Origin of the sequence: Georhizobium sp. MAB10 (genome assembly GCF_045012825.1) — a bacterium.
Classification (GTDB): Bacteria; Pseudomonadota; Alphaproteobacteria; order Rhizobiales; family Rhizobiaceae; genus Georhizobium; species Georhizobium profundi.
Map to the genome: position 1 here is coordinate 1,077,857 of NZ_CP118314.1, position 21,496 is coordinate 1,099,352.

At 62.0% G+C, this 21,496-nt stretch carries 23 protein-coding genes; 12 read left to right on the plus strand and 11 right to left on the minus strand.

Going from position 1 to position 21,496, the window contains the following annotated elements:
- The 4 genes from PU133_RS04905 to PU133_RS04920 all read left to right on the plus strand — a co-directional run bounded on the left by PU133_RS04905 (position 1) and on the right by PU133_RS04920 (position 3,013).
- Positions 1 to 1,200 (plus strand): geranylgeranyl diphosphate reductase, encoded by a 1,200-nt coding sequence (locus tag PU133_RS04905; RefSeq protein ID WP_404863731.1) that lies wholly within the window; start codon positions 1 to 3, stop codon positions 1,198 to 1,200.
- Positions 1,197 to 1,460, plus strand: a complete 264-nt coding sequence (locus PU133_RS04910) for a hypothetical protein (protein WP_404863732.1) — start codon at positions 1,197 to 1,199, stop codon at positions 1,458 to 1,460. Before PU133_RS04905 ends, PU133_RS04910 begins: the two co-directional genes overlap by 4 nt.
- A gap of 113 nt (positions 1,461 to 1,573) precedes the next feature.
- On the plus strand, positions 1,574 to 2,035 hold the full coding sequence (locus tag PU133_RS04915) for a TspO/MBR family protein (protein ID WP_404863733.1): 462 nt from the start codon (positions 1,574 to 1,576) through the stop codon (positions 2,033 to 2,035).
- Positions 2,036 to 2,152: 117 nt separating this feature from the next.
- Positions 2,153 to 3,013: a MipA/OmpV family protein gene (locus PU133_RS04920; protein WP_404863734.1), complete on the plus strand. Its 861-nt coding sequence runs from the start codon at positions 2,153 to 2,155 to the stop codon at positions 3,011 to 3,013.
- Positions 3,014 to 3,030: 17 nt separating this feature from the next.
- Here PU133_RS04920 and PU133_RS04925 read toward each other — a convergent pair whose 3' ends face one another.
- Entirely contained in the window at positions 3,031 to 3,615 is a 585-nt protein-coding gene (locus PU133_RS04925) for a MarR family winged helix-turn-helix transcriptional regulator (protein WP_404863735.1), read from the minus strand.
- A gap of 85 nt (positions 3,616 to 3,700) precedes the next feature.
- On the opposite strand from PU133_RS04925, the gene ectA reads away from it, so the two are divergent.
- The 4 genes from ectA to PU133_RS04945 all read left to right on the plus strand — a co-directional run bounded on the left by ectA (position 3,701) and on the right by PU133_RS04945 (position 7,651).
- Complete coding sequence (gene ectA, locus PU133_RS04930) at positions 3,701 to 4,321, plus strand: diaminobutyrate acetyltransferase (protein ID WP_404863736.1); 621 nt, start codon at positions 3,701 to 3,703, stop codon at positions 4,319 to 4,321.
- 57 nt (positions 4,322 to 4,378) lie between these two features.
- Positions 4,379 to 5,668, plus strand: coding sequence for a diaminobutyrate--2-oxoglutarate transaminase (gene ectB, locus PU133_RS04935; protein ID WP_404863737.1), 1,290 nt, complete (start codon positions 4,379 to 4,381; stop codon positions 5,666 to 5,668).
- A gap of 49 nt (positions 5,669 to 5,717) precedes the next feature.
- A complete protein-coding gene (locus PU133_RS04940) occupies positions 5,718 to 6,125 on the plus strand; it encodes an ectoine synthase (RefSeq protein WP_404863738.1) in 408 nt (135 codons plus the stop codon).
- A 65-nt stretch (positions 6,126 to 6,190) separates the two neighbouring features.
- Positions 6,191 to 7,651 (plus strand): aspartate kinase, encoded by a 1,461-nt coding sequence (locus PU133_RS04945; protein ID WP_404863739.1) that lies wholly within the window; start codon positions 6,191 to 6,193, stop codon positions 7,649 to 7,651.
- 18 nt (positions 7,652 to 7,669) lie between these two features.
- On the opposite strand, the gene PU133_RS04950 is transcribed toward PU133_RS04945, so the two are convergent.
- The 4 genes from PU133_RS04950 to PU133_RS04965 form a co-directional block, all read right to left on the minus strand.
- The gene (locus PU133_RS04950; RefSeq protein ID WP_404863740.1) at positions 7,670 to 8,293 is read right to left on the minus strand and encodes a nucleoside triphosphate hydrolase; all 624 of its coding nucleotides are present in this window, start codon (positions 8,291 to 8,293) and stop codon (positions 7,670 to 7,672) included.
- On the minus strand, positions 8,290 to 9,090 hold the full coding sequence (locus PU133_RS04955; RefSeq protein ID WP_404863741.1) for an ATP-binding cassette domain-containing protein: 801 nt from the start codon (positions 9,088 to 9,090) through the stop codon (positions 8,290 to 8,292). Before PU133_RS04955 ends, PU133_RS04950 begins: the two co-directional genes overlap by 4 nt.
- Positions 9,087 to 10,178, minus strand: coding sequence for an ABC transporter permease (locus tag PU133_RS04960; RefSeq protein ID WP_404863742.1), 1,092 nt, complete (start codon positions 10,176 to 10,178; stop codon positions 9,087 to 9,089). Before PU133_RS04960 ends, PU133_RS04955 begins: the two co-directional genes overlap by 4 nt.
- Positions 10,179 to 10,336: 158 nt before the next feature.
- Complete coding sequence (locus PU133_RS04965; protein WP_404864446.1) at positions 10,337 to 11,311, minus strand: sugar ABC transporter substrate-binding protein; 975 nt, start codon at positions 11,309 to 11,311, stop codon at positions 10,337 to 10,339.
- Positions 11,312 to 11,562: 251 nt separating this feature from the next.
- Here PU133_RS04965 and PU133_RS04970 point away from each other — a divergent pair, with 251 nt between their 5' ends.
- A complete protein-coding gene (locus PU133_RS04970; RefSeq protein WP_404863743.1) occupies positions 11,563 to 12,777 on the plus strand; it encodes an ROK family transcriptional regulator in 1,215 nt (404 codons plus the stop codon).
- 80 nt (positions 12,778 to 12,857) lie between these two features.
- Here PU133_RS04970 and PU133_RS04975 read toward each other — a convergent pair whose 3' ends face one another.
- From PU133_RS04975 to eutB, 3 genes are all read right to left on the minus strand, one after another.
- Positions 12,858 to 14,228 carry an aspartate aminotransferase family protein gene (locus tag PU133_RS04975; protein ID WP_404863744.1) on the minus strand — a complete coding sequence of 457 codons (1,371 nt, stop codon included), beginning with the start codon at positions 14,226 to 14,228 and terminating at the stop codon, positions 12,858 to 12,860.
- A 119-nt stretch (positions 14,229 to 14,347) separates the two neighbouring features.
- Entirely contained in the window at positions 14,348 to 15,346 is a 999-nt protein-coding gene (locus tag PU133_RS04980; protein WP_404863745.1) for a cyclodeaminase, read from the minus strand.
- Positions 15,339 to 16,352, minus strand: coding sequence for a hydroxyectoine utilization dehydratase EutB (gene eutB / locus PU133_RS04985; RefSeq protein WP_404864447.1), 1,014 nt, complete (start codon positions 16,350 to 16,352; stop codon positions 15,339 to 15,341). The genes PU133_RS04980 and eutB overlap by 8 nt, the downstream gene beginning before the upstream one ends.
- A gap of 226 nt (positions 16,353 to 16,578) precedes the next feature.
- Between eutB and PU133_RS04990 the strand changes: the two genes are divergently transcribed.
- Together PU133_RS04990 and argE are read left to right on the plus strand one after the other, a co-directional pair.
- Positions 16,579 to 17,778: a M24 family metallopeptidase gene (locus PU133_RS04990; protein WP_404863746.1), complete on the plus strand. Its 1,200-nt coding sequence runs from the start codon at positions 16,579 to 16,581 to the stop codon at positions 17,776 to 17,778.
- An 8-nt stretch (positions 17,779 to 17,786) separates the two neighbouring features.
- Positions 17,787 to 18,944, plus strand: coding sequence for an acetylornithine deacetylase (gene argE / locus PU133_RS04995; protein WP_404863747.1), 1,158 nt, complete (start codon positions 17,787 to 17,789; stop codon positions 18,942 to 18,944).
- Between the two features lie 5 nt (positions 18,945 to 18,949).
- On the opposite strand, the gene PU133_RS05000 is transcribed toward argE, so the two are convergent.
- From PU133_RS05000 to PU133_RS05010, 3 genes are all read right to left on the minus strand, one after another.
- Positions 18,950 to 19,144 (minus strand): type II toxin-antitoxin system HicA family toxin, encoded by a 195-nt coding sequence (locus PU133_RS05000; protein WP_404863748.1) that lies wholly within the window; start codon positions 19,142 to 19,144, stop codon positions 18,950 to 18,952.
- A 9-nt stretch (positions 19,145 to 19,153) separates the two neighbouring features.
- Positions 19,154 to 19,396: a DUF1902 domain-containing protein gene (locus PU133_RS05005; RefSeq protein WP_404863749.1), complete on the minus strand. Its 243-nt coding sequence runs from the start codon at positions 19,394 to 19,396 to the stop codon at positions 19,154 to 19,156.
- Positions 19,397 to 19,494: 98 nt separating this feature from the next.
- Positions 19,495 to 20,280 (minus strand): SDR family oxidoreductase, encoded by a 786-nt coding sequence (locus PU133_RS05010; protein WP_404863750.1) that lies wholly within the window; start codon positions 20,278 to 20,280, stop codon positions 19,495 to 19,497.
- 135 nt (positions 20,281 to 20,415) lie between these two features.
- On the opposite strand from PU133_RS05010, the gene pyrC reads away from it, so the two are divergent.
- Entirely contained in the window at positions 20,416 to 21,453 is a 1,038-nt protein-coding gene (pyrC, locus tag PU133_RS05015) for a dihydroorotase (protein WP_404863751.1), read from the plus strand.
- Positions 21,454 to 21,496: the final 43 nt, after the last annotated feature.

Consider the following 21,496-nt stretch of genomic DNA (forward strand, 5'->3'; position numbering starts at 1 on the left):
ATGAGCCCTGCCGAATACGACGTTGCCATTATCGGTGGAGGCCCGGCAGGAGCGACTGCCGCGTATGAGCTCGCCAAGTCCGGCGCCAGCGTTCTGCTGCTTGATCGGGAAGGGCGGCCCAAGCCCTGTGGTGGCGCCGTGCCGCCCCGGCTGATCGAGGATTTCGAGGTTCCGCCGGAGCAGATCGTGGCGCGGGTCGCCACGGCGCGGATCATATCGCCCAAGTCGCAAGCGGTCGAAATGACGATCGACGGCCATCGCCGCCGTGCTGGCACATCCTATGTCGGCATGGTCGATCGCGAGAAATTCGATCGCTGGTTGAGACAGCGTGCTGAGGATGCCGGCGCCGATTTGAAGCGAGGCACGTTCGAACACGTGGAAGAACGAGATGGTGGCGGCTTTGCGCTCGACTACCGCGACGTCCATGGTGCGCGGGTTTCGTGTCGGTCGCGTCTCGTCATCGGCGCTGATGGGGCGAATTCAGCCGTGCGGCGGCAGATGTTTTCACCCGCTGCGCGGCCGCCTTATGTATTTGCCTATCACGAGATCGTTCGTTCGCCCGAAAGCGGAGACTTCGACAAATCGCGGTGCGACGTCGTTTATGACGGTGCCATTTCGCCGGATTTCTACGGCTGGGTGTTTCCGCACGGGCCGGTCACCAGCGTGGGCGTCGGCAGTGCTAAAAAGGGCTTCGATCTGAAAGCTGCGACCAGCGAATTGCGCCGCAGGTCCGGCCTTGGAGATGCTGACATCGTGCGGCGGGAAGGTGCGCCGCTGCCGCTCTATCCATTGAAGCGCTTCGACAACGGCCGCGGCGTTCTCCTGATAGGCGATGCCGCCGGCGTCGTGGCGCCGTCTTCCGGCGAGGGGATTTATTACGCCATGTGCAGCGGCGAACTGGCGGGCCGTTCCGCTCAGGAAACGCTGCGGACCAACGATGTCCGCGCGCTGAAAAGCGTCCGGCACGAATTCTCCCGCATGCATGGGCGGACTTTTTTCATCCTGCGCATGATGCAGTATTTCTGGTACTCGAGCGATGGCCGCCGCGAGCGCTTCGTGTCCATGTGCCGCGATCCCGACGTCCAGAAGCTGACTTGGGAATCCTATCTCGACAAAAAGATCGTGCGGCGCGAGCCGATGGCGCATTTGCGCGTCTTTCTCAAGGACATGTCGCATCTGATGGGCATCGCCAAGGCATGATGGCCTGGCTCCTGGAGGGAGGCGGCGTGGCGCTCCTCGCCCTGGCCATCCTTTCTGCGGAAACGGTGTTGCTTGTCCGACCAGCCTTTCGCTCTGGCCGAAAGGCGGGGATCGGCTATGTCGCGACCTCGCTCTCGGGTATCTTTCTCATTCTCGCCGTCTACCGGGTGGCGGTCGCCGGGTTGGACGTCGCAGTCCTCGTGCTTCTGACACTCGCTTTTGTCAGTCACCTGACCGATCTTTGGGCCAGATTCCGATAGCCGGTGGGGTATGATGACTGCCGTCGGATCGTCACGCACGAGAGCGATCGGAACTTCCGACATCGCGCACCATTGGGTGCAAGAACCGCCTTCATCCGGAGCCAGTCAGGTCCATGGCACTCGCAGTTTTCGTCATTTTCGTCCTTGCCGCCGCTTCCACCGGGGCGATCTTCAAGCCCGGCCCCTGGTACGAGCGGCTCGACAAGCCTTCCTGGACGCCGCCGAACATCGCCTTTCCGATTGTCTGGTCGATCCTTTACGTCATGATTGCGGCGGCAGGCTGGCTGGTCTGGCGTGAGGCCGGCTGGTCGCTGCCGACTGTTCTCTGGGGCGCGCAGCTCATCTTGAATGCGGCCTGGTCCTGGCTGTTCTTCGGCCGACGGCGCATGAATCTGGCGCTGATGGAGGTCAGTGTGCTCTGGCTCGCGATCGCAGGCTTCATCGTTACCTCATGGTCTGTGTCTTCAACTGCATCCCTTCTCTTCGTGCCCTATCTCGTTTGGGTTTCGATCGCAGCCGCGCTGAACCGATCGGTGCTCAATCGCAACCCTCACGCACAATCGCATGCCGCGTGAGCGGTGAACCGATATTCGGCGTTGACCGTATCCGACGCGCTGACTAGCAAAAGACGAGGGAAAGCGCTGTCTCGGCAGCGCGGGGGCTTCCTGCCCATTCAGAGGAACGACCATTTTATGACGATGAAACTTGCTGTTGCGCTTGCCACTGCTTTTTCCGGCCTTTCGGCATCGATTGCTCTTGCGGCCGATGCGACCATGGGCGCGGTCCCGATGGGACAGGATCCCGTGATCCAGGAAAGCGGCGGTTTGCCCTTCGGCATCGTTGCCGGTGGCTATGCATTCATTTCGCCGGTCTACGAAGGCTCGGATGAATATCGCGTCGTCGGTTTCCCGATCGTCTATCCGCGCTTTTATGGCGATGGACCTGGTCTCGGTGACCGCTTCACGCTCCGTGGACTCGACGATGTCCGCTTCGCTGTCATCCAGCATCAGGGCTTCGAATTCGGCCCGCTCGCCGGCTATACGTTTGGTCGCGACCAGGATGACGCCGATCTCATCAACGGTATCGGCGATGTCGATGGCGGCCTCATCGTCGGCGGTTATGCCGGCTACAAGTTCGAACCGTTCTTCATCGATGCCGCCTTCGCCAAGCAGGTGACCGGCCAGGATGACGCCGGGTACCAGATCAAGGTTGCGGCAGGCGTCGATCACACGATCACCGACCGGCTGGACATGACAGCGACGCTCTCCACGGCCTACGCGTCGGACGACTACATGGACACCTACTTCTCGGTGACTCCAGCGCAGGCGGCTTCATCTGTTGCGGGGCTTGCACCTTATGATGCCGATGGCGGTTTCAAGAATGTGGCGCTCGATCTTGCCTTCGACTACCGCCTGACCGAGCGCGCGACGTTCACGGGCAGCGTCGGCTATTCACGCCTCATCGGAGATGCGGCCGACAGCTCGATCACCGCTTCGGAAAACCAGTTCCGTGGCGGCGTTGGCCTCACCTACACGTTCGGCCGCATTCAATAAGCTCGACGTCTTCTCTCTCAGCGATCGATCGCCGCCCCGTCCAATAGCGGGGAGGCATCGATCGCATGAGCGTTCAGCATCGTTGCGACGCGCTCGAGCGATGAGACGATCATCGCCTGTTCCCAGTTTTCCAAGGCCTCGAAGCGCTGAGAAAATAATTCCTGGAGCGCATCGGGAGCCGTCTCCATCGTCTGGCGGCCTTCAGGTGTCAGGCTGATCCAGATCTGTCGCCGGTCGCTTTCACCCCGAATGCGTGTCGCGAAGCCGCGCCGTTCCAGTTTGTCGATCAAAGACGTCACGGTCGCCTGGCTGATCCGAGCCCGTGCCGCAATCTCCTTCGGCGTCGTCTCGCCGGCCTCCCCAATAATCTGCATCAAGACTCGTTGCGCGGCAGTCAGTCCGGTACTGCGCGACAGTGCCCGGGCATGCTGATCCGTTGCCTTGAGAATGCGCCGCAGCGCTACGAGGCTCGCATGCGTTCGCTCGTGCATTTCCTTAGCCTTTCGAAGGGGTCTTCCAACATCGTTTGTCTTTAAAGCGTGCAATGAATTTCGTCCATCGAACGAATTCAGGATCGGCTTTTGTAGAATGCCATTCGCCAAGACACTCAATCATCCGGTAAAAAAGATCATTATTCCTTGGAACCCCGGCTCTCCTGTAAAAAATGCCTGAAATGCGGCGTGATCGTTGAATCGATCTGTGGGTGCTGTATATTTCGGCTATCAAATAAATAAGACCAAGGCGGACGGGACAATGACACATCAGACGATCGAACTTTCGGGGCACCGCAAGCGGCCGGTTGACGGCGTCAGCTTTCGCAAGCCGAAAAAGAGCGATGGCGCCGACGTTTGGCGACTGATCGCGGGCACCTGTAAGCTCGATGAGAATTCCATGTACTGCAATCTCCTGCAGTGCGACCATTTCGCGGACACCTGCATCATTGCGGAACTGAACGGCGAAATCGTCGGCTGGATTTCGGGTTATATCCAACCTGATGCGTCGAAAACATTCTTCGTCTGGCAGGTTGCGGTATCGGAAAAGGCCCGGGGGCGGGGGATTGCCAAGCGCATGCTGGCCGAACTGATGCGCCGCAAGGAATGCGCCGAGATCGAGCGCGTGCAGACGACGATTACCAAGGACAATGACGCAAGCTGGGCGCTGTTCCGCTCGTTTGCCAAACAGTCAGGCGCCGAGCTTCAGGATCGGCCATACTTTCGCGAAGACGAGCATTTCGACGGCGAACACGACACCGAGCATATGGTGACGATCACCTTCGAAGATAGCGTACGCATCGCTTTCGCTGCCTGATCAGTTCTCCATTTCACCCTTCGAGACTTTCACCAATCCAGACACTGGAGTGGCACCATGACGACTATGACCATGACTGATAAAACCATTTATGAACGTCGCGAATCCGAAGCGCGCAGCTACTGCCGCAGCTTCCCGAACGTCTTTTCATCGGCCCGCAACGCGGTGCTGCGCGACGAGAGTGGCCGCGACTACATCGACTTTCTCGCCGGCTGCTCCTCGCTGAATTACGGCCACAACGATCCTGACATGAAGGCCGCGCTGGTCGATTACATTACGAGCGATGGCGTGACTCATGGCCTCGACATGCACACGTCTTCGAAGTCGGCTTTCCTGAAAGCCTTTGAAGAGATCATTCTCGAACCGCGTGGCCTCGACTACAAGGTGCAGTTCACGGGCCCAACCGGTGCCAATGCCGTTGAGGCAGCCATGAAGCTTGCCCGCAAGGTGACCGGCCGCACGAACATCATCTCCTTTACCAATGGCTTCCATGGCGTGACCATGGGTGCACTGGCTGCGACGGGCAACGGCTACCACCGCGGCGGCGCCTCGGCACCGCTCTCGAACGTGCAGCGCGTGCCATTCGATGCCTATCATGGCGACGAGATTGACACGGCGCAGATGCTGGAAAAGATGCTCGACGATCCGTCCAGCGGCATCGATACACCCGCCGCGATCATGCTCGAGACCGTTCAGGGCGAGGGTGGCCTCAACGCCGCTTCGGCTGAGTGGGTGAAGCGCATCGAAGAAATCGCTCGCGCGCATGGCGCGTTGCTGATCATCGACGACATCCAAGCCGGTTGCGGCCGGACAGGTACGTTCTTCTCGTTCGAGGAAATGGGTGTGTCGCCCGACATCGTCACCATGGCGAAATCATTTTCCGGGTTTGGACTGCCGTTTGCGGCCGTGCTGATCAAGCCGGAGCACGATATCTGGGGCCCGGCCGAGCACAACGGCACGTTCCGCGGCAACAACCATGCCTTCGTCACGGCACGTGTCGCTCTGGAGAAATTCTGGAAGAGCGACGCCTTCCAGCAGGATGTCCAGGTAAAGGGCGATTATCTCAAGGAACGCCTTGAGGCCATCGCCGACATGGTACCGGGTGCCCGCCTCAAGGGACGTGGCATGATGCGCGGTGTGGATGTTGGAACCGGCGAGGTTGCTGGTGATATCTGCAAACGCTGTTTCCAGCAGGGTCTCATCATCGAAACGTCCGGCGCACACGACGAGGTCGTGAAGATACTCGCGCCGCTGACGATCGAGCAGGAGCTGCTGGCCAAGGGCCTCGATATTCTGGAAGCTGCGGTTGCCGAGAAGTTCTCGGCGCACAAGATGGCGGCTGAATAGCCGCCGTCCCAGCGCATCTTCCCAAGAAGACTTAAAAAAGGACTATCACATGATCGTCAGAGATCTGCACACTGCAAAGAACACCGAGCGCCGCGTGGATTCAGAGGGCTGGAACTCGGTTCGTCTTCTGCTTGCCGGCGACAATATGGGCTTCAGCTTCCACATCACCACGATTTACGCGGGCGGTGAGCTGCAGTTTCATTACAAGAACCATTTCGAAAGCGTCTATTGCATCTCAGGTGAAGGCTCGATCGAGGATCTGGCAACGGGCGAGGTGCACGAAATTCGCCCGGGCGTCATGTACGCGCTCAATGAACACGACAGGCATATCCTGCGCGGCAAGACCGAGATGGTCATGGCCTGTGTATTCAATCCGCCGGTGACGGGGAACGAGGTTCACCGGGCGGATGGTTCCTATGCGAGCGCCGACGAGCACCAGCAGGCGGCCGCGGGCTGATCCCTGCCGTCGCCTCAAGCCCTGGACACAGACAAGATGCCGCCACCAGCGGCACGGAGAGTGGAATGAGTATGACCGACAGCATGAACGAGACGCGCGGTGTCCACACGGTCGAGAAGATCGGTGGCACGTCGATCAGCCGCTCGCGCGAACTCATCGACAGCATCTGGATCGGAGATCGCGAGGGCAGCGATCTCTACAACCGCGTCTTCGTGGTTTCGGCCTATGCCGGCATGACCAACGCTCTTCTGGAGCACAAGAAGACCGACGAGCCCGGCGTCTATGCCCTGTTCTCCAATGCCGACAACGATCATGGCTGGATGGATCAGTTGAACCGTGTCGGCATCATGATGCGGGAAAAGAACGCCGAGATCCTGAGCGATGCCGGTGACCGAAAGGTGGCCGACGATTTCGTTCGCGAGCGCATAGAAGGTGCCCGCACCTGTCTGTTCGACCTGCAGCGCCTCTGCTCTTACGGCCATTTCCGGCTGGAAGAGCACATGATGACGACCCGTGAGCTGCTGTCGGGCCTCGGCGAGGCACATTCGGCCTTCACGACCGTGCTGCTTCTGCGTCGCCACGGCGTCAATGCGCGCTTCGTGGACCTCACCGGCTGGCGCGACGAAAGCCATCCGGATCTCAACGTTCGCATCGAAACGGCTTTTGCCGACATCGATCTTGCGCAGGAACTGCCGATCGCGACCGGTTACGCACAGTGCCGCGAAGGCCTGATGCGGGAATTCGACCGCGGTTATTCCGAAGTGACATTTGCCCGCATCGCTGCCCTGACCAAGGCACGCGAAGCGGTGATCCATAAGGAATTCCATCTGTCGAGCGCCGATCCGAAGCTCGTCGGTGTCGATGCGGTCAAGAAGATCGGGCGCACCAATTACGATGTCGCCGATCAACTGTCGAACATGGGCATGGAAGCCATCCACCCCAAGGCCGCGAAGACCCTGCGCCAGGCGGGAATTCCGCTTCGGGTCGCCAATGCATTCGAGCCGCACGATCCCGGCACCTTGATCGATGCCGAGCCGGCGAGCGAACCTCGCGTCGAGATCATCACCGGTCTGCCGGTCATCGCACTCGAGCTGTTCGAGCAGGACATGGTGGGTGTGAAGGGTTACGACGCGGCCATTCTCGATGCGCTGAAGCGTCATCGCGTGTGGATCGTCTCGAAAACCTCCAATGCGAACACGATCACGCATTATCTGGAGGGGTCGCTCAAGAGCATTCGGCGGGTCGAGCATGACCTTGCCGCTCTCTATCCCTCCGCCGAGATCAAGGTCCGCAAGGTGGCGATCGTATCAGCCATCGGTCGCGAACTGCGCGGTCTCGACGTGATGCTGAACTCTCTGATCGCGCTCAAGGATGCCGGCATCGAGCCGCTCGGTGCGCATGAAACGGGCCGTGGCGTCGATGTCCAGATCGTCGTGGCGCAGGAGGCGATGGATGTCGCGGTAAAGAGCCTGCATCGCACCCTGGTCGAAGGTGAGGCCGCCGTGGAGCTCAAGGCAGCGGCCTGATCGCGGCTGCGGGGATGACTATCGCAGCGTGATGTCCGCCGGTCCGGAGAGGCGTTTCACCCAAGAGACATTCTGCATGTCGTTGTCGAGGGCACGGCTGATGGCGGCTTCCCTCGACAGTCCGTGGTGAAGCCAGCGGCGGATGAGGCGCTCTTGGAGCGTGTCGTCATCCACATCGAGCCAGATCGTCAGGTCGAACTGGGAGGAGAGGTCCGCCCATGGGAACCGGTCCACCAAGAGATAATTGCCTTCCGTCACAATGATCCGGTGATGCGGTGCGACGATCGCGCCTCCGGCACGGGCGAGATCGAGCATCCTGTCGAATAAGGGGACGGCTATCTCGGCAGCGGGAACGGCGCGAACGCGCTGGAGGAGGGACACGTAGCCTTGCGCGTCGAAGGTCTCGGGGGCTCCTTTGCGATGCGTCAGGCCCCGTGCCTCGAGCACGATGTTATCGAGGTGAAACCCGTCCATCGGCAGTAAGGCTGCGATTTCGCTTCTTTGGTTCAACGCTTTGACCAGCCGCTCCGCCACGGTCGACTTGCCGGCACCGGGCGGACCCGCCAGGGCAACGACGAAGCGGTCGCGACCGGATGCACGTTCTGCGACCTGTTGCGCGAGGACCTCGACGCTTGGGTTCATGCGGCCAGAACATCCTCAGGCGGAGATTTTGCCCCCGTCATGAAGGCGACGGCATCGGACATGGAATGATCGCCCGGCCGGACGACGCACAGCCTTCGCCCGAGCCGGTGAATGTGGATGCGATCGGCCACTTCAAAGACATGGGGCATGTTGTGTGAGATGAGCACGATCGGAATGCCGCGCTTGCGCACATCCAGGATCAGTTCGAGCACGCGACGGGATTCCTTGACGCCGAGCGCCGCTGTCGGTTCGTCCATGATGATGACCTTGGAACCGAACGCTGCAGCGCGCGCAACCGCGACGCCCTGGCGCTGGCCGCCCGACAGGGTCTCGACCGGCTGGGCGATGTTCTGGATCGTCATGAGGCCGAGTTCGGAGAGCTTCTCACGGGCGATGCGCTCCATGGCGCTCCTGTCCAGCATCTTGAAGATGGAGCCGAGCGGACCTGGCTTACGGATTTCGCGGCCGAGAAACATGTTGTCGGCAATCGAGAGCGCGGGGGAAAGCGCCAGCGTCTGGTAGACGGTTTCGATGCCAGCCTCGCGCGCCTGCATGGGCGAGGAGAAGCGCATCGGCTTGCCTTCGAGCTCCATCTCACCATCGTCGATCGTGACGGCGCCGGATAGCGCTTTAATCAGCGAGGACTTGCCCGCCCCATTGTCGCCGATGACCGCGAGGATCTCGCCCGGATAGAGATCGAAATCGGCGTTGTCGAGAGCAGTTACGCGGCCATAGCGTTTCACGAGACCGCGTGCCTTCAGGATCGGGCGAGACGCATTTTCTGAAACCGTGCTCATGCCGAAACCTTTCTGATCCACTGGTCGATCGCGACCGCGATGATGATGAGCCAGCCAATGGCGAAGACCTGCCAGAGAACATCGACACCGACGAGGCGAAGGCCGGACTGGAAGACACCCACGATCAGGGCGCCGATCAATGGGCCCATGATGGATCCACGGCCGCCAAAGAGAGAGATGCCACCAATGACGACAGCCGTGATGGACTGCAGATTGCCTTCATAGAAGCTCTGGGGGGAGACCGAGCCGACGCGGCCAATGGAGGCCCAGGCGCCGAGCGCGCAGACGAGGCCTGCCAACGCATAGACGGAAACGAGAATTCGATTTGTGCGGATGCCGGCGAGATCGGCTGCTTCCCGGTCGTCGCCGACCGCATAGACATGCCGGCCCCAGGCGGTGCGGTTCAGCATGTACCAGAGCGCGGCGAAGATCAGCACCATCAGCACGGACCCATAGGAGAATTGCGCGCCGAACATGCCGAAATTCTGGCCGAAAAGCTTGAGGATCGGCGCCTCGGCATCGATGTCTTGGCTGCGGATCGACTGGGCTCCGGAGAGCCAGAGATTGAGCGCGAAAAAGATGTTCCAGGTGCCGAGCGTCGTGATGAAGGGCGGCAGTTTTAACCGCGTCACGAGCAGGCCGTTCATTGCGCCGGCTGCAGTGCCACCGACAAAACCGACCAGTATGGCGATTGGCGCCGGCACGCCCATGGATACGGCGAGATTGCCCATGATAACCGACATCAGCACCATGATGGCTGCGACGGACAGGTCGATGCCGGCCGTCAGGATGACAAGGCTCTGAGCTGCGGCGAGGATGCCGATGATGGAAACTTGCTGCATGATCAGCGAAAGGTTGAATGCGGAAAAGAACCGGTCGCCAGCTACAAACCCGAAGGCAATGACCGACACCAGCAGCACGATGACCGGCACCATGGTCGGATTGCCATGCAGGAAGTGCTGCAACCGCTCGATGACAGTCTGATTGCGCGCTTCGAATTCAGCGACCCTGCGGTCGCTCGCCTCCAGGGTTTCCTCGAAGGATTGCCGGCTTCGCACCGCAGCCGAGGGCTGGTCTGTCGTGGTCATGGTGGAACCTCCCATCGTTCGCGACGAAGAGCGTGAAGCGGAATGGACCGCCAATCAATCTGCGGTGCACAATGGCTTGGACGAAGTGGCCTGTTGATCACGCCAGATGGCGGATCCGGGCGGAAAACAGCTCCTGTCTTCCGCCCGGCAGAAAGCTGTCAGCCCCAGCAGAGCTCCAGGCCTTCCTGGACGCTGATCGACTCGACGCCGTCGACCGCCTGATCGGTCACGAGCTGCACGCCGGTATCGTAGAAGTCGAGGCCCGGGGTCGGCTCGGGCTTCTCGCCCGTTTCGGCGAATTTCGCGATGGCCTCGATGCCAAGCGCCGCCATCTCCAGCGGATATTGCTGTGAGGTTGCGCCGATGATGCCTTCCTGCACGTTCTGGACACCTGGGCAGCCGCCATCGACGGACACGATGATCACGTCGTTCTCGCGACCGAAGGAGCGCAGTGTTTCATAGGCGCCTGCCGCTGCCGGTTCGTTGATCGTGTAGACGACGTTGATTTCCGGATCGACCTGAAGAAGGTTTTCCATGGCGCGGCGGCCTCCTTCCTCATTGCCGGCGGTCACGTCGTTGCCGACGATGCGTTCGTCTTCCTCGTCGCCGATCATGTTCTCATCGCCGAGCTCGATGCCGAAGCCGGATAGGAAGCCCTGATTGCGCAGCACGTCGACGGAAGGCTGGCTGGGCGAAAGGTCCAGCATCGCGATCTTGGCGTTGGCGGCTTCGTCGCCGAGCTGGGCTGCCGCCCACTGGCCGATCAGTTCGCCGGCCTTGAAGTTGTCGGTCGCGAAGGTGGCGTCGGCGGCGTCGATGGGCTCGAGCGGCGTGTCGAGGGCGATGACGAGCACGCCGTTGTCCCGGGCAGTCTTGAGGACGTCTACGATCGCCTTGGTGTCGGACGCCGTGATCAGGATGCCCTTTGCGCCAGAGGCGATGCAGGATTCGACCGCCTGGACCTGGGTTTCGTGGTCACCATCGACACGGCCGGCATAGGTGGACAGCTCGACACCGAGTTCTTCGGCCTTGGCGGTGGCGCCTTCCTTCATCTTGACGAAGAAGGGGTTGATGTCGGTCTTTGTGATAAGGCAGGCGCTGACCGTATCCTGCGCTTTGGCGGGCGTGGCCATAATGAAGCCGGCGGTGACGGCGGCAAGGGCAGTCGACGCGAGAATGGCGTAGCGTGTCATGATGTTCCTCCCAGAATGACGATCCGGACCACTCCCTGTCCGGCGCTGAGCAAACGAAACACCAAGCGTCGACGCGTGTCAATAAATAAATCACTCTTATTTAGTTATTGACACGTTGCCCATGTCGCGCTCATCTTGTCTCTGCCGGGGAGACCTGCGAAGGACGTCTGGCATCGGCAGGGAGGACATCAATGGCGCTGACGGGCGGGCTGCAAGAGGCCGGCGGCCAGCAATTGCGCGGCTCGAACCAGAGCGGGATGCGCGCCTACAACGAACGGCTCGTGCTGAGCCTCGTTCGTCGCCATGCCGTGCTGGTGAAGACCGAGATCGCCCGCATGACCGGCCTTTCCGCTCAAACCATCTCCGTCATCATGCGCGAACTCGAAGCCGACGGGCTGCTGGTGCGCGGCGAGCCCATTCGCGGCAAGGTGGGGCAACCTTCGGTGCCGCTGTCGATCAATCCGGAAGGTGCCTTCTTCATCGGCCTGAAAGTCGGCCGGCGCAGCGCCGATCTCATCGTCATCAACTTCCTCGGCCAGCCGGTCGCAAGCCGGCATGCGGGCTACGCCTATCCGGATCCCGATGCCATTTTGGCCTTCGTGCGCGAGGGTCTGGCGGAGATGATCGCGGCGCTCGGTGCCGACCAGCAAAGCCGCATCGCCGGGCTCGGCATCGCCATGCCGTTTCAGCTCTGGAACTGGCACGATGAGGTGGGTGCGCCACAGGCGCAGATGGACCGGTGGCGGCATTTCGACCTAAAGCGCGAGATCGATGCGATCTGCAACTTTCCTGTCTATCTTCAGAACGATGCGACGGCGGCCTGCGCGGCAGAGCTTATCTTCGGCGAGCGCGCCAGCCGCCAGGATTTCATCTATTTCTATGTCGGCACCTTCATCGGCGGCGGCATCGTGCTGAACGGCAGTCTCTATGCGGGGCGCAGCGGCAATGCCGGCGCGCTCGGCTCCATGCCTGTTCCGGGCCGCAGCGGTGGGACGGAGCAATTGATCGACCAGGCCTCCATCATGGTGCTGGAAAAGATGCTGGTCGCCAACGGCATCGATCCCTCGCCGCTCTGGCAGACACCGGAGGACTGGTCGCAATTCGGTCCGTCTGTGGACCGCTGGATCGCAACCGTCGCCACCGGTCTCGCCTATGCCATCGTGGCATCCGTCTCGATCATCGATTTCGAAACGGTCATCATCGATGGCGGGATGCCGCAGGCCGTGCGCGCGGCGCTCGTGATCGAAACCCGGGCGGCCATCGCCGCGATGGATCTGCAGGGCATTGATACGCCCAATGTCGAGGCCGGCTCCATCGGCTCCATCGCGCGGGCGCTTGGCGCAGCCAGCCTGCCGCTCTTCGACAAATATCTGATCGACCAGCACACATTGATGCGCGAAGCCTGAGCGCGCATCCAGCCTTCATGGTGAGCCTGTCGAACCATGAGGGCTGGGCACGATTTTGGTGACCAGCCCTTTGGCGACGATCAGCCGAAGACTTCGATCAATGCGGTGCGCGTGGCGTCGACGATCTTGTCGGCTTCCTCGCGCGTCAGGCAAAGCGGTGGGGCGAAGCCCAGGATGTCGCCTTGCGGCATCGCACGGCCGATGACGCCCTGCTTCAGGACAGCCGCTGAGACGGCCGGGCCGATCTTGCGGGAGGGGTCGTAGAATTTCCGGCTCGCCTTGTCGTCGACGAATTCCACCGCACAGAGCATGCCTTCGCCGCGGACATCACCGACTTGGGGGTGATCGGCGACGGCGTCCTTCATCTTTTCGTTCAGATAGGCGCCGACCGTTCCCGCATTCTCGACGAGACCGAGGTCGTCGACGAGTTTGAGGTTCGCGACGCCGGCGGCCGCGCCGATCGGGTGCGCCGAATAGGTCCAGCCGTGGCCGATCGGCCCCATCTCGTCGGAACCCTTCACCAGAACCTGCCAGACCTTGTCCGAAATGACCGACCCGGACAGCGGCGCATAGGCCGAGGTCAGGCCCTTGGCGATGGTGATGATGTCGGGCTTCAGGCCGTAATGCGCCGAGCCCGTCATGGTGCCGAGACGGCCGAAACCGGTGACCACTTCGTCGGCGATGAGCAGGATGTCATGCTTGTCGAGCACCGCCTGGATGGCATCCCAGTAACCGGCCGGCGGGGGAACGATGCCGCCCGTGCCGAGCATCGGCTCACCGATGAAGGCTGCAATGGTGTCGGCGCCTTCCGCCGCGATCATCTCTTCGAGCTTGTCGACGCAATGGGTGACGAAGTCGGCTTCGCTCATGTCGAGATCGGGCCGGCGGAAATAGGACGGCGTTTCGGTGTGCAGCACTTGGCTGAGCGGCAGGTCGAACTTGTTGTGGAAGGGCGTCAGGCCGGTCAGCGATCCGGTCATCAGGCCCGAGCCGTGATAGCCGCGCCAGCGCGAGATGATCTTCTTCTTCTCGGGACGGCCGAGGATGTTGTTGTAGTACCAGACGAGCTTGATGTTGGTCTCGTTCGCGTCCGATCCGCCAAGGCCGAAATAGACCTTCGACATGTGCTCGGGCATGCGGTCCATCACCATTTTCGCAAGCGTGATGGAGGCTTCCGTGCCGTGGCCGACATAGGCGTGATAGTAGGACAGTTCCTTGGCCTGGGCGGCGATCGCATCGGCGATTTCCTGGCGGCCATAGCCGACATTCACGCAGTAGAGGCCGGCAAAGCCATCCAGGAGACGGTTGCCGTTGCGGTCTTCGATATAGACGCCCGAGCCGCCGGTGATGACGCGGTTGGCGCTTTCACCGCGTTCGTGCTGGCCCATATGCGTGGAGGGGTGGAAGAAATTCTCGCGGTCCCACTGGTCGAGCTGGTCGTTCCTGAGCATGGTTACTCCGTCGGGTGGTCTCTTGGTTTCCAGCGCCCTCTTGCCGGCAATTCGATGCAGCGGCCGGGCCTTCGGGCCCCTCCATGGCGCATTTTGCGGCAAAAATCGGAGGTGCGGGCCTATAGGGCCACTTTTGAACCTTTACCCCCCGCCTTGGCAACCCCGAGGGCAAAGGTCGCAATGGCGGTGTCCTGCGCGCCGGTGCCAGTCAGATCGCACATGGTGATCGCATCCTCGGACATGCGACCTTCGACCTTGCCCGCAACGATGTCACCCAATTCGACCGGCTGACCTGCTCCCCAAAGCCCGGCTTCCATTGCGGTCCGCAGTTCACCGAGCGTTTCGCACTGGCTTGCACGATCGGCGACGTAGAGATCGGCGCGGGCGAGGGCCTCTGGTTCGATTTCGTTCTTCTCAGGGCTGTCGGAACCCATTGCGGTGATGTGGAGGCCCGGATGCAGCCATTCAGCCTTCAGGATCGGTTCGCGGGCAGGCGTCGTCGTCACGACGAGCTGGCTTTCGGCGACGGCCTTTTCGCCATCCGGTTCGGCGACGACCTCGATGCCAAGCTCTGCGGCAAGATCGGCGGCGCAGGCTTCCGTCTTCGCCCGATCGCGGCCCCAGACGATGAGCTTGCGGAACGGCCGGACGAGATGCGCCGCCTTCATCTGCAGCCGCGCCTGGACGCCGGTGCCGAAGACAGCAGCCGTATCGACCGTCTGCGGCGCGAGATGTTTCGCGGCGACCGCGCCGGCTGCTGCCGTGCGGATGTCGGTGAGGTAGCCATTGTCCATCAGCAGTGCCTCGACGAGGCCCGTGCGTGCTGAAAAGAGGATCATCAGGCCGTTCAGGCTCGGCAGGCCGAGCTTCGGATTGTCGAAGAAGCCGGGGCTCACCTTGATGGCAAAGCCTCCGAAGCCGGGGATGTAGGCGGTCTTCACGTCCACCTCGCCATGCGCCTCGGGGATCGCCATGGACAGGATCGGCGGCATCACGACCTTGCCGCTTGCCAAAGCCGCGAATGCTTTTTCCACGACGTCGATGGCTGCATGGTCCAAATGGACGAGTTCGCGAAGGTCGCGCTCGGTGAGGATGAGAACGTCGCGTGGCTCAGCCATGGTCGTAGGTCCTTCCTTCTACGGTGACGTCGCCAAGGACGATGTCGTCTCCCGCCATGATGCGGTTGAAGACGCCCATATCGACGTTGCGTCCGGTGATGACGGTCGCGACTGGACCTTCAAGCTCTTTGAGCTTTCCAGCCATGATCGCGGCGATGCCCACCACGCAGGCGCCCTCGGCCACGATGCGCTCCTCGTAGAACAGGGCCTGCATCGCCCGGTAGATCTCGTCTTCGGTGACGAGGATGGTTTCATCCAAGAAGTTCCGGCAGAGCTCGAACGAGTGTTGGTTCTGGAGCCCGATGCCGCCGCCGAGTGAATCGGCGAGGCTCGCGACTTCGGTGACAGCGACGGGACGGCCGGCGCGGATGCTTTCGTGCATTGCCGCGCCGCGGTCCATCGAGATGCCCACAAACCGGATCGAGGGCTTTATGTGCTTGGCGGCAAGTGCCATGCCCGCGGCGAGCCCACCGCCGGAAAGCGGGATCACCAGCGTTTCGATGTCGGGCCGGTCTTCCAGCATCTCCAGCGTGATCGTACCTTGTCCGGCGATGACATGCGGATGGTCGAAGGGCGGGATATCCACCAGGCCTTCCTCGGCCACCAGGCGCGCCGCTTCCTCCTGCGCATCATCCTGGCTAACTCCCACGATCCGCACCTCCGCGCCAAGCGCCCGGATGCCGTCCACCTTGGTCTTCGGTACGAGCGATGACATGCAGACAACCGCACGAATGCCACGGGATTTGGCGGCATGGGCGACTGCGCGACCATGATTGCCGGTCGAGCAACAGGTGACACCGGCAACATCGGCGGGAAGCTGCATGATCGCGTTGACGGCCCCGCGCAGCTTGAACGCACCGATGGGCTGCAGCGATTCCAGCTTCAGGAGAAGCTCGGTGCCAAGGAGACGGGACAATGCCGTGGCTTCGACGAGGGGTGTGCGGAGCACATGGCCTGCAATGTTCGCTTGTGCCTGCTCGATGTCGCTGATGCTTGGGGAGGTCAACACGGAGCGTTCTCCGGTAATTTCCGCGATTTCATGGGTTCTGGAAGCCGCAAGCCGACCACGGCGGCGTCGGCGCTGTCAAGTTCGCCCCGTTTAAGGCTCCAAGAGCCTGGCTCGTCGCGGCATCCGGACGTCGCATTCAGACAGGCTGTTGCCCGTGCTGCTTGTAGTGTAGGCATAGTGTGACGGTGCCTAAAAATGTCGTTTTAGATCGGGAAGTCTGCTGATGCCTGCCATTGCATTGCCTTTCAGCCACGCCGAATATGAGCGCCGCCTGCGTCTGGTGCGCCAATCCATGCGGCAACAGGAGATCGACGTCCTGTTCGTCGAGGATCCTTCGAACATGGCATGGCTGACCGGCTATGACGGCTGGTCGTTCTACGTTCACCAGGGCGTGCTCATCTTCCACGATGAAGACCCGATCTGGTGGGGCCGCGGGCAGGATGCCAATGGGGCGGTGCGCACCGTCTACATGGAGGACGCGCGCTGCGTTCCCTATGCCGACCACTATGTGCAGTCGCGCGAAATTCATCCGATGCAGACGCTGGCCGCGCTGATCCGCGACAAAGGCCATTCGTCGTCGCGCATCGGGCTCGAGCTCGACAATTATTACTTCTCCGCCAAAGCCTACCTCGTGCTCGAATACGAGCTGCCGAACGCAACCTTCAGCGATGCGACAGGGCTGGTGAACTGGCAGCGCACGGTCAAGTCGAACGAGGAACTCGCCTTCATGCGCAAGGCGGCGCTAATCGCGGAGAAGGTCGTCGATGGAATCGTGGAGCGCGTCGAGCCGGGCATGAAGAAGAACGAGGTCGTGGCCGAGATCTATGCGGACACGATCCGTGGTCTCGATGACGGAACGGAAGAGGGCATCTGGGGTGACTATCCGGCCATCGTGCCGCTGTTGCCAAGCGGATCGGATGCAGCGGCGCCGCACCTCACCTGGAGCGCGCAGCCGTTCAAACAGGGCGAGGCGACTTTCTTCGAGATCGCCGGATGCTACCGCCGCTATCACGTGCCGTTCTGCCGGACGGTGTTTCTCGGCAAGCCGCCGCAATACCTGCTCGATGCGGAAATGGCCGTGGTGCTCGGCCTTGAAGCTGGGCTCGAAACGGCGCGTCCCGGCGCGCGGGCCGGCGACGTGGCGCGGGCCTTCCATTACGAGCTCGAGAAGATCGGCATCGATCGCGGCGCACGCTGTGGCTATCCGATCGGCATTTCCTATCCGCCAGACTGGGGCGAGCGGACCATCTCGTTCCGCGAGAACGACGACACGATCCTTGAAGCCGGCATGACGTTCCATTTCATGCCGGGGCTCTGGATGAAGGATTGGGGGCTCGAGATCACCGAGAGCATCCTGATCCGCGACGGCGCGGCGGCCGAATGCCTCTGCAACCGTCCCCGCAAAATGTATGTGAAGGATTAACGGGCTTCATGTTGCTGGAGCGGACCCGCGCGATCCTTGCCGATCTCATCGCCTATCCGACGGTGTCGTCGGATAGCAATGTGGATCTGATTGCGTATGCCGCGGACCTGCTGAAGCAATCCGGCGCGGAAGTCCGGATCTCGCAGGATCCCGACGGCGGCAAGGCGAACCTCTTCGCTTCGCTCGGGCCCGGCGGGGATGGCGGCATCGTGCTTTCGGGCCATTCCGATGTCGTGCCCGTCGAGGGGCAGGACTGGACGAGCGATCCGTTCGCGCTTCGGGAAGCCGACGGCCTGCTCTACGGGCGCGGCACCTGCGACATGAAGGGCTTTATCGCTGCATGTCTTGCCATGGCACCGGTCTTCGCCGCATGCAATCTCGCCCGCCCCGTGCATTTCGCCTTCACCTATGACGAGGAGGTCGGCTGCCTCGGCGCGCGGGCGCTGATTGCCGATCTCGCCGAAGCAGGCATTCGGCCGTCGGCCGTCATCATCGGCGAGCCGACAGAGATGCGCATCATCGAAGGCCACAAGGGGTGCTTCGAGTACACGACGCATTTCACCGGCTCGGGCGGCCATGCCTCCATCCCCGATGCGGGCGTGAATGCCATCGAATACGCCGTCAGCTACATCACGCGCCTGCTCGAATTGCGCGAGCCGCTGAAGGCGCGGTCGCCTGAAGGCAGCCCGTTCACGCCACCGTGGACGACGCTTCAGGCCGGCGCCATCGTCGGCGGTCCGGCACGCAACGTGGTGGCGAGCGACTGCCGCGTCGACTGGGAAATGCGGCCGGTGACCTCCGCCGACGCTGATTTCGTCAAGGCGGAGATGCGTGCCTTCGTCGATCAGGTGCTGAGGCCGGCGATGCATGCGGTCGACCCAGCAACCGATATCGTGACCCACGTGATCGGCGAGGTCGAAGGGTTGGAGCCGGCGAGCCATTCCGAAGCGCTTGCCATCGCGCGCGAACTGACGGGCCGCAACGAGGCCGACGTCGTTTCCTTCGGTACCGAGGCCGGCCTCTTTCAGAAGGCCGGCATTTCGGCCGTCGTCTGCGGACCCGGTTCGATCGCGCAGGCCCACAAGCCGGACGAATTCATCAGTCTCGACCAACTCGACCAGTGCCTTGGGATGCTGGAGCGGCTGGCGGACAAGGTGAGCCGGTGAGTCGATCAGAATTTGTGGTCGATGCCGGCTTGCTTCATGATCTGGTTGGCGGTGTGGCGCGATTTGATGTCGCTATCGACTGGGAATTTCTTGCCGGTCGTCGGATTCCACCAGATATCGTGATCGCCCTTGCCGTGGCGGAAGAATGCGCAACCGTTCTCGCGAAGGATGTCTTTGACCGCTTTGGTGTAGCCCGGCATCCGTCGGCGTCAGGCGCGCGATGCAATGCCGGCGACGTTCGCCATCAGCGCAAACGGCACCTCTGCGTGGACAGCCTCGATGACGCCGTTCTCCTCGAGAAGCTCAGGCACCATCACTTTCAGCTTGGCGATCATCTGATCCATGGATGGCGCCTCAGTGGCAAGGCCGGGAACATCGCTATCGGCGACGTACCAGACCTGTGCTTCCTCATCCCATTCGACAGCGACAAAGAATTCATGCTCGGGTCGCATCACCGGATCCTTTCGCGGTACCTCGCACCGCTGCGCTCATGGAAGAGATATGGGGCGGCGGGCTGATTTCTGTCAACGCCGGCGCCCCCACTGCTCTCTCACACCGACTTGATCGCGCCGCCGTCGCAGCGGATCAGGCCGCCGGTCACGTAGCTTGCGGGCACCGACACGAGGAACGCGGCGACGGAGGCGAATTCTTCGACGGTGCCGTAGCGGCCAGCAGGAATAGAGGCGCGAGCGGTTTCGCGAATGTCTTCGATCGGCTTGCCGGTGCGCTTGGAATTGGCTTCGTCGAGCTCATCGACCCTCTCGGTCTGGATGCGGCCGGGCAGGAGCATGTTGAAGGTGACGCCGGCACCGGCGTTCTCATTTGCCATCGATTTCGACCAGCCGACCAGTGCGGAGCGGAGCGCATTGGAAAGGCCGAGATTGGGAATCGGCTGGATGACGCCGGAGGATGCGACGGTGAGGACGCGGCCAAACCCTTGCTCCTTCATCGCAGGCAGGAAGCGCTGCGTGATCGCCATCACGCGCAGCACCATCGTGTCGAACTGCTTGGCGAGAACCTCGAGCGAGGCGTCGGTCATTGCGCCGGGGGGCGGGCCGCCGGTGTTGTTGACGAGGATGTCGATGCCGCCAAGCCTCTCGGCAACTGCTGCGGCGAGTGTGTCCACGACGCCCGGATCGGTGAGATCGGCTTCGACGAAATCGGCCTTGCCACCGGCTTCGCGGATCATGGTGACGGCGTGTTCAAGCTTGTCGCGGGAGCGGCCGGACAGCAGCACATGTGCGCCTTCTTCGGCGAGCTTGGTGCCGATGCCGAGACCGAGGCCCCGCGTGGAGGCAAGCACGAGCGCGCGTTTGCCGGTCAATCCGAGATCCATGATGCTCTCCCTTGTCATCGTTGCGGCCTCGATATAGCCGCGGTGCGCCGTGAACAACAAGCACTGCGGCGATTGTTCTCGGCCGACCCGCTCTGCTAACGAAGGGCGACATCCAAGCCTCGCGAGACACGCTTCATGACCGAACTGACCATCCGCCGCCCCGACGACTGGCATCTGCATCTGCGCGACGGGGCGATGCTGGAGGGCGTGCTGCCGCACACGACGGCGCATTTCGCACGCGCGATCATCATGCCGAACCTTGTTCCGCCGGTCGTCACCGCAGCCGATGCGCGCGCCTATCGCGAACGTATTTTGGTAGCGCGGCCGGAAGGGTCCGATTTCGAGCCGCTCATGACGCTCTATCTGACGGAAACGACCGACGCCGATGATCTGGCGGACGCCCATGCCAGCGGCCTCGTCACTGCGGTGAAGCTTTATCCGGCCGGCGCCACCACCAATTCGGCAAGCGGCGTGCGCGACATCGACAAGGTCATGCCGATCCTGGAGCGCATGGCATCGATCGGGCTTCCTCTTTGTGTCCATGGTGAGGTCACGGATCCTGCGATCGACATCTTCGACCGGGAAGCGGTCTTCATCGAGCGGGTGCTGGCGCCGCTGCGCGCGAGGCTGCCGGAACTGAAGATCACGATGGAGCACGTCACGACGAAGGATGGCGTGGATTACATCAAATCGTCCTCCAGCAATCTCGCCGGATCGATCACCACCCACCACCTGATCATCAACCGCAATGCGATCCTCGCAGGTGGTATCCGCCCGCATTATTACTGCCTTCCGGTCGCAAAGCGCGAGACGCATCGCCTAGCGCTGCGCGCTGCCGCGACGTCGGGCGACGCGCGGTTCTTCCTCGGCACGGATTCTGCACCGCACGTGGATGCCACGAAGGAATGCGGCTGCGGTTGTGCCGGCATCTTCACCGCCACGAACACGATGCCGCTGCTTGCGCACGTGTTCGAGGAGGAGGGCGCGCTGCACCGGCTGGAGGCGTTTACTTCGCTCAACGGGCCGGCCTGGTACGGCCTTCCGGTCAACACGGGCACGATGACGCTGAGCAAGCGCGCCGAGCCGGTCGCTTACCCAGCAAAGATCGAAACGGGCGCCGGGCCAGTCACGCTCTTCGACCCGATGTTCCCGGTTCACTGGGATGTCGTCTGACGGGTAGCGCCGCGCATCGCTTGCTGCTAATCAACCGGCGCCC

Bases quoted from the DNA above. Each gene is read 5' to 3' on its own strand.
- PU133_RS04905 (WP_404863731.1), top strand. From the start codon at position 1: ATGAGCCCTGCCGAATACGACGTTGCCATTATCGGTGGAGGCCCGGCA.
- PU133_RS04910 (WP_404863732.1), top strand. From the start codon at position 1,197: ATGATGGCCTGGCTCCTGGAGGGAGGCGGCGTGGCGCTCCTCGCCCTG.
- PU133_RS04915 (WP_404863733.1), top strand. From the start codon at position 1,574: ATGGCACTCGCAGTTTTCGTCATTTTCGTCCTTGCCGCCGCTTCCACC.
- PU133_RS04920 (WP_404863734.1), top strand. From the start codon at position 2,153: ATGACGATGAAACTTGCTGTTGCGCTTGCCACTGCTTTTTCCGGCCTT.
- ectB (WP_404863737.1), top strand. From the start codon at position 4,379: ATGACGACTATGACCATGACTGATAAAACCATTTATGAACGTCGCGAA.
- PU133_RS04940 (WP_404863738.1), top strand. From the start codon at position 5,718: ATGATCGTCAGAGATCTGCACACTGCAAAGAACACCGAGCGCCGCGTG.
- PU133_RS04945 (WP_404863739.1), top strand. From the start codon at position 6,191: ATGAGTATGACCGACAGCATGAACGAGACGCGCGGTGTCCACACGGTC.
- PU133_RS04950 (WP_404863740.1), bottom strand. From the start codon at position 8,293: ATGAACCCAAGCGTCGAGGTCCTCGCGCAACAGGTCGCAGAACGTGCA.
- PU133_RS04955 (WP_404863741.1), bottom strand. From the start codon at position 9,090: ATGAGCACGGTTTCAGAAAATGCGTCTCGCCCGATCCTGAAGGCACGC.
- PU133_RS04960 (WP_404863742.1), bottom strand. From the start codon at position 10,178: ATGACCACGACAGACCAGCCCTCGGCTGCGGTGCGAAGCCGGCAATCC.
- PU133_RS04965 (WP_404864446.1), bottom strand. From the start codon at position 11,311: ATGGCCACGCCCGCCAAAGCGCAGGATACGGTCAGCGCCTGCCTTATC.
- PU133_RS04970 (WP_404863743.1), top strand. From the start codon at position 11,563: ATGGCGCTGACGGGCGGGCTGCAAGAGGCCGGCGGCCAGCAATTGCGC.
- PU133_RS04975 (WP_404863744.1), bottom strand. From the start codon at position 14,228: ATGCTCAGGAACGACCAGCTCGACCAGTGGGACCGCGAGAATTTCTTC.
- PU133_RS04980 (WP_404863745.1), bottom strand. From the start codon at position 15,346: ATGGCTGAGCCACGCGACGTTCTCATCCTCACCGAGCGCGACCTTCGC.
- PU133_RS04990 (WP_404863746.1), top strand. From the start codon at position 16,579: ATGCCTGCCATTGCATTGCCTTTCAGCCACGCCGAATATGAGCGCCGC.
- argE (WP_404863747.1), top strand. From the start codon at position 17,787: ATGTTGCTGGAGCGGACCCGCGCGATCCTTGCCGATCTCATCGCCTAT.
- PU133_RS05000 (WP_404863748.1), bottom strand. From the start codon at position 19,144: ATGCCGGGCTACACCAAAGCGGTCAAAGACATCCTTCGCGAGAACGGT.
- PU133_RS05005 (WP_404863749.1), bottom strand. From the start codon at position 19,396: ATGCGACCCGAGCATGAATTCTTTGTCGCTGTCGAATGGGATGAGGAA.
- PU133_RS05010 (WP_404863750.1), bottom strand. From the start codon at position 20,280: ATGGATCTCGGATTGACCGGCAAACGCGCGCTCGTGCTTGCCTCCACG.
- pyrC (WP_404863751.1), top strand. From the start codon at position 20,416: ATGACCGAACTGACCATCCGCCGCCCCGACGACTGGCATCTGCATCTG.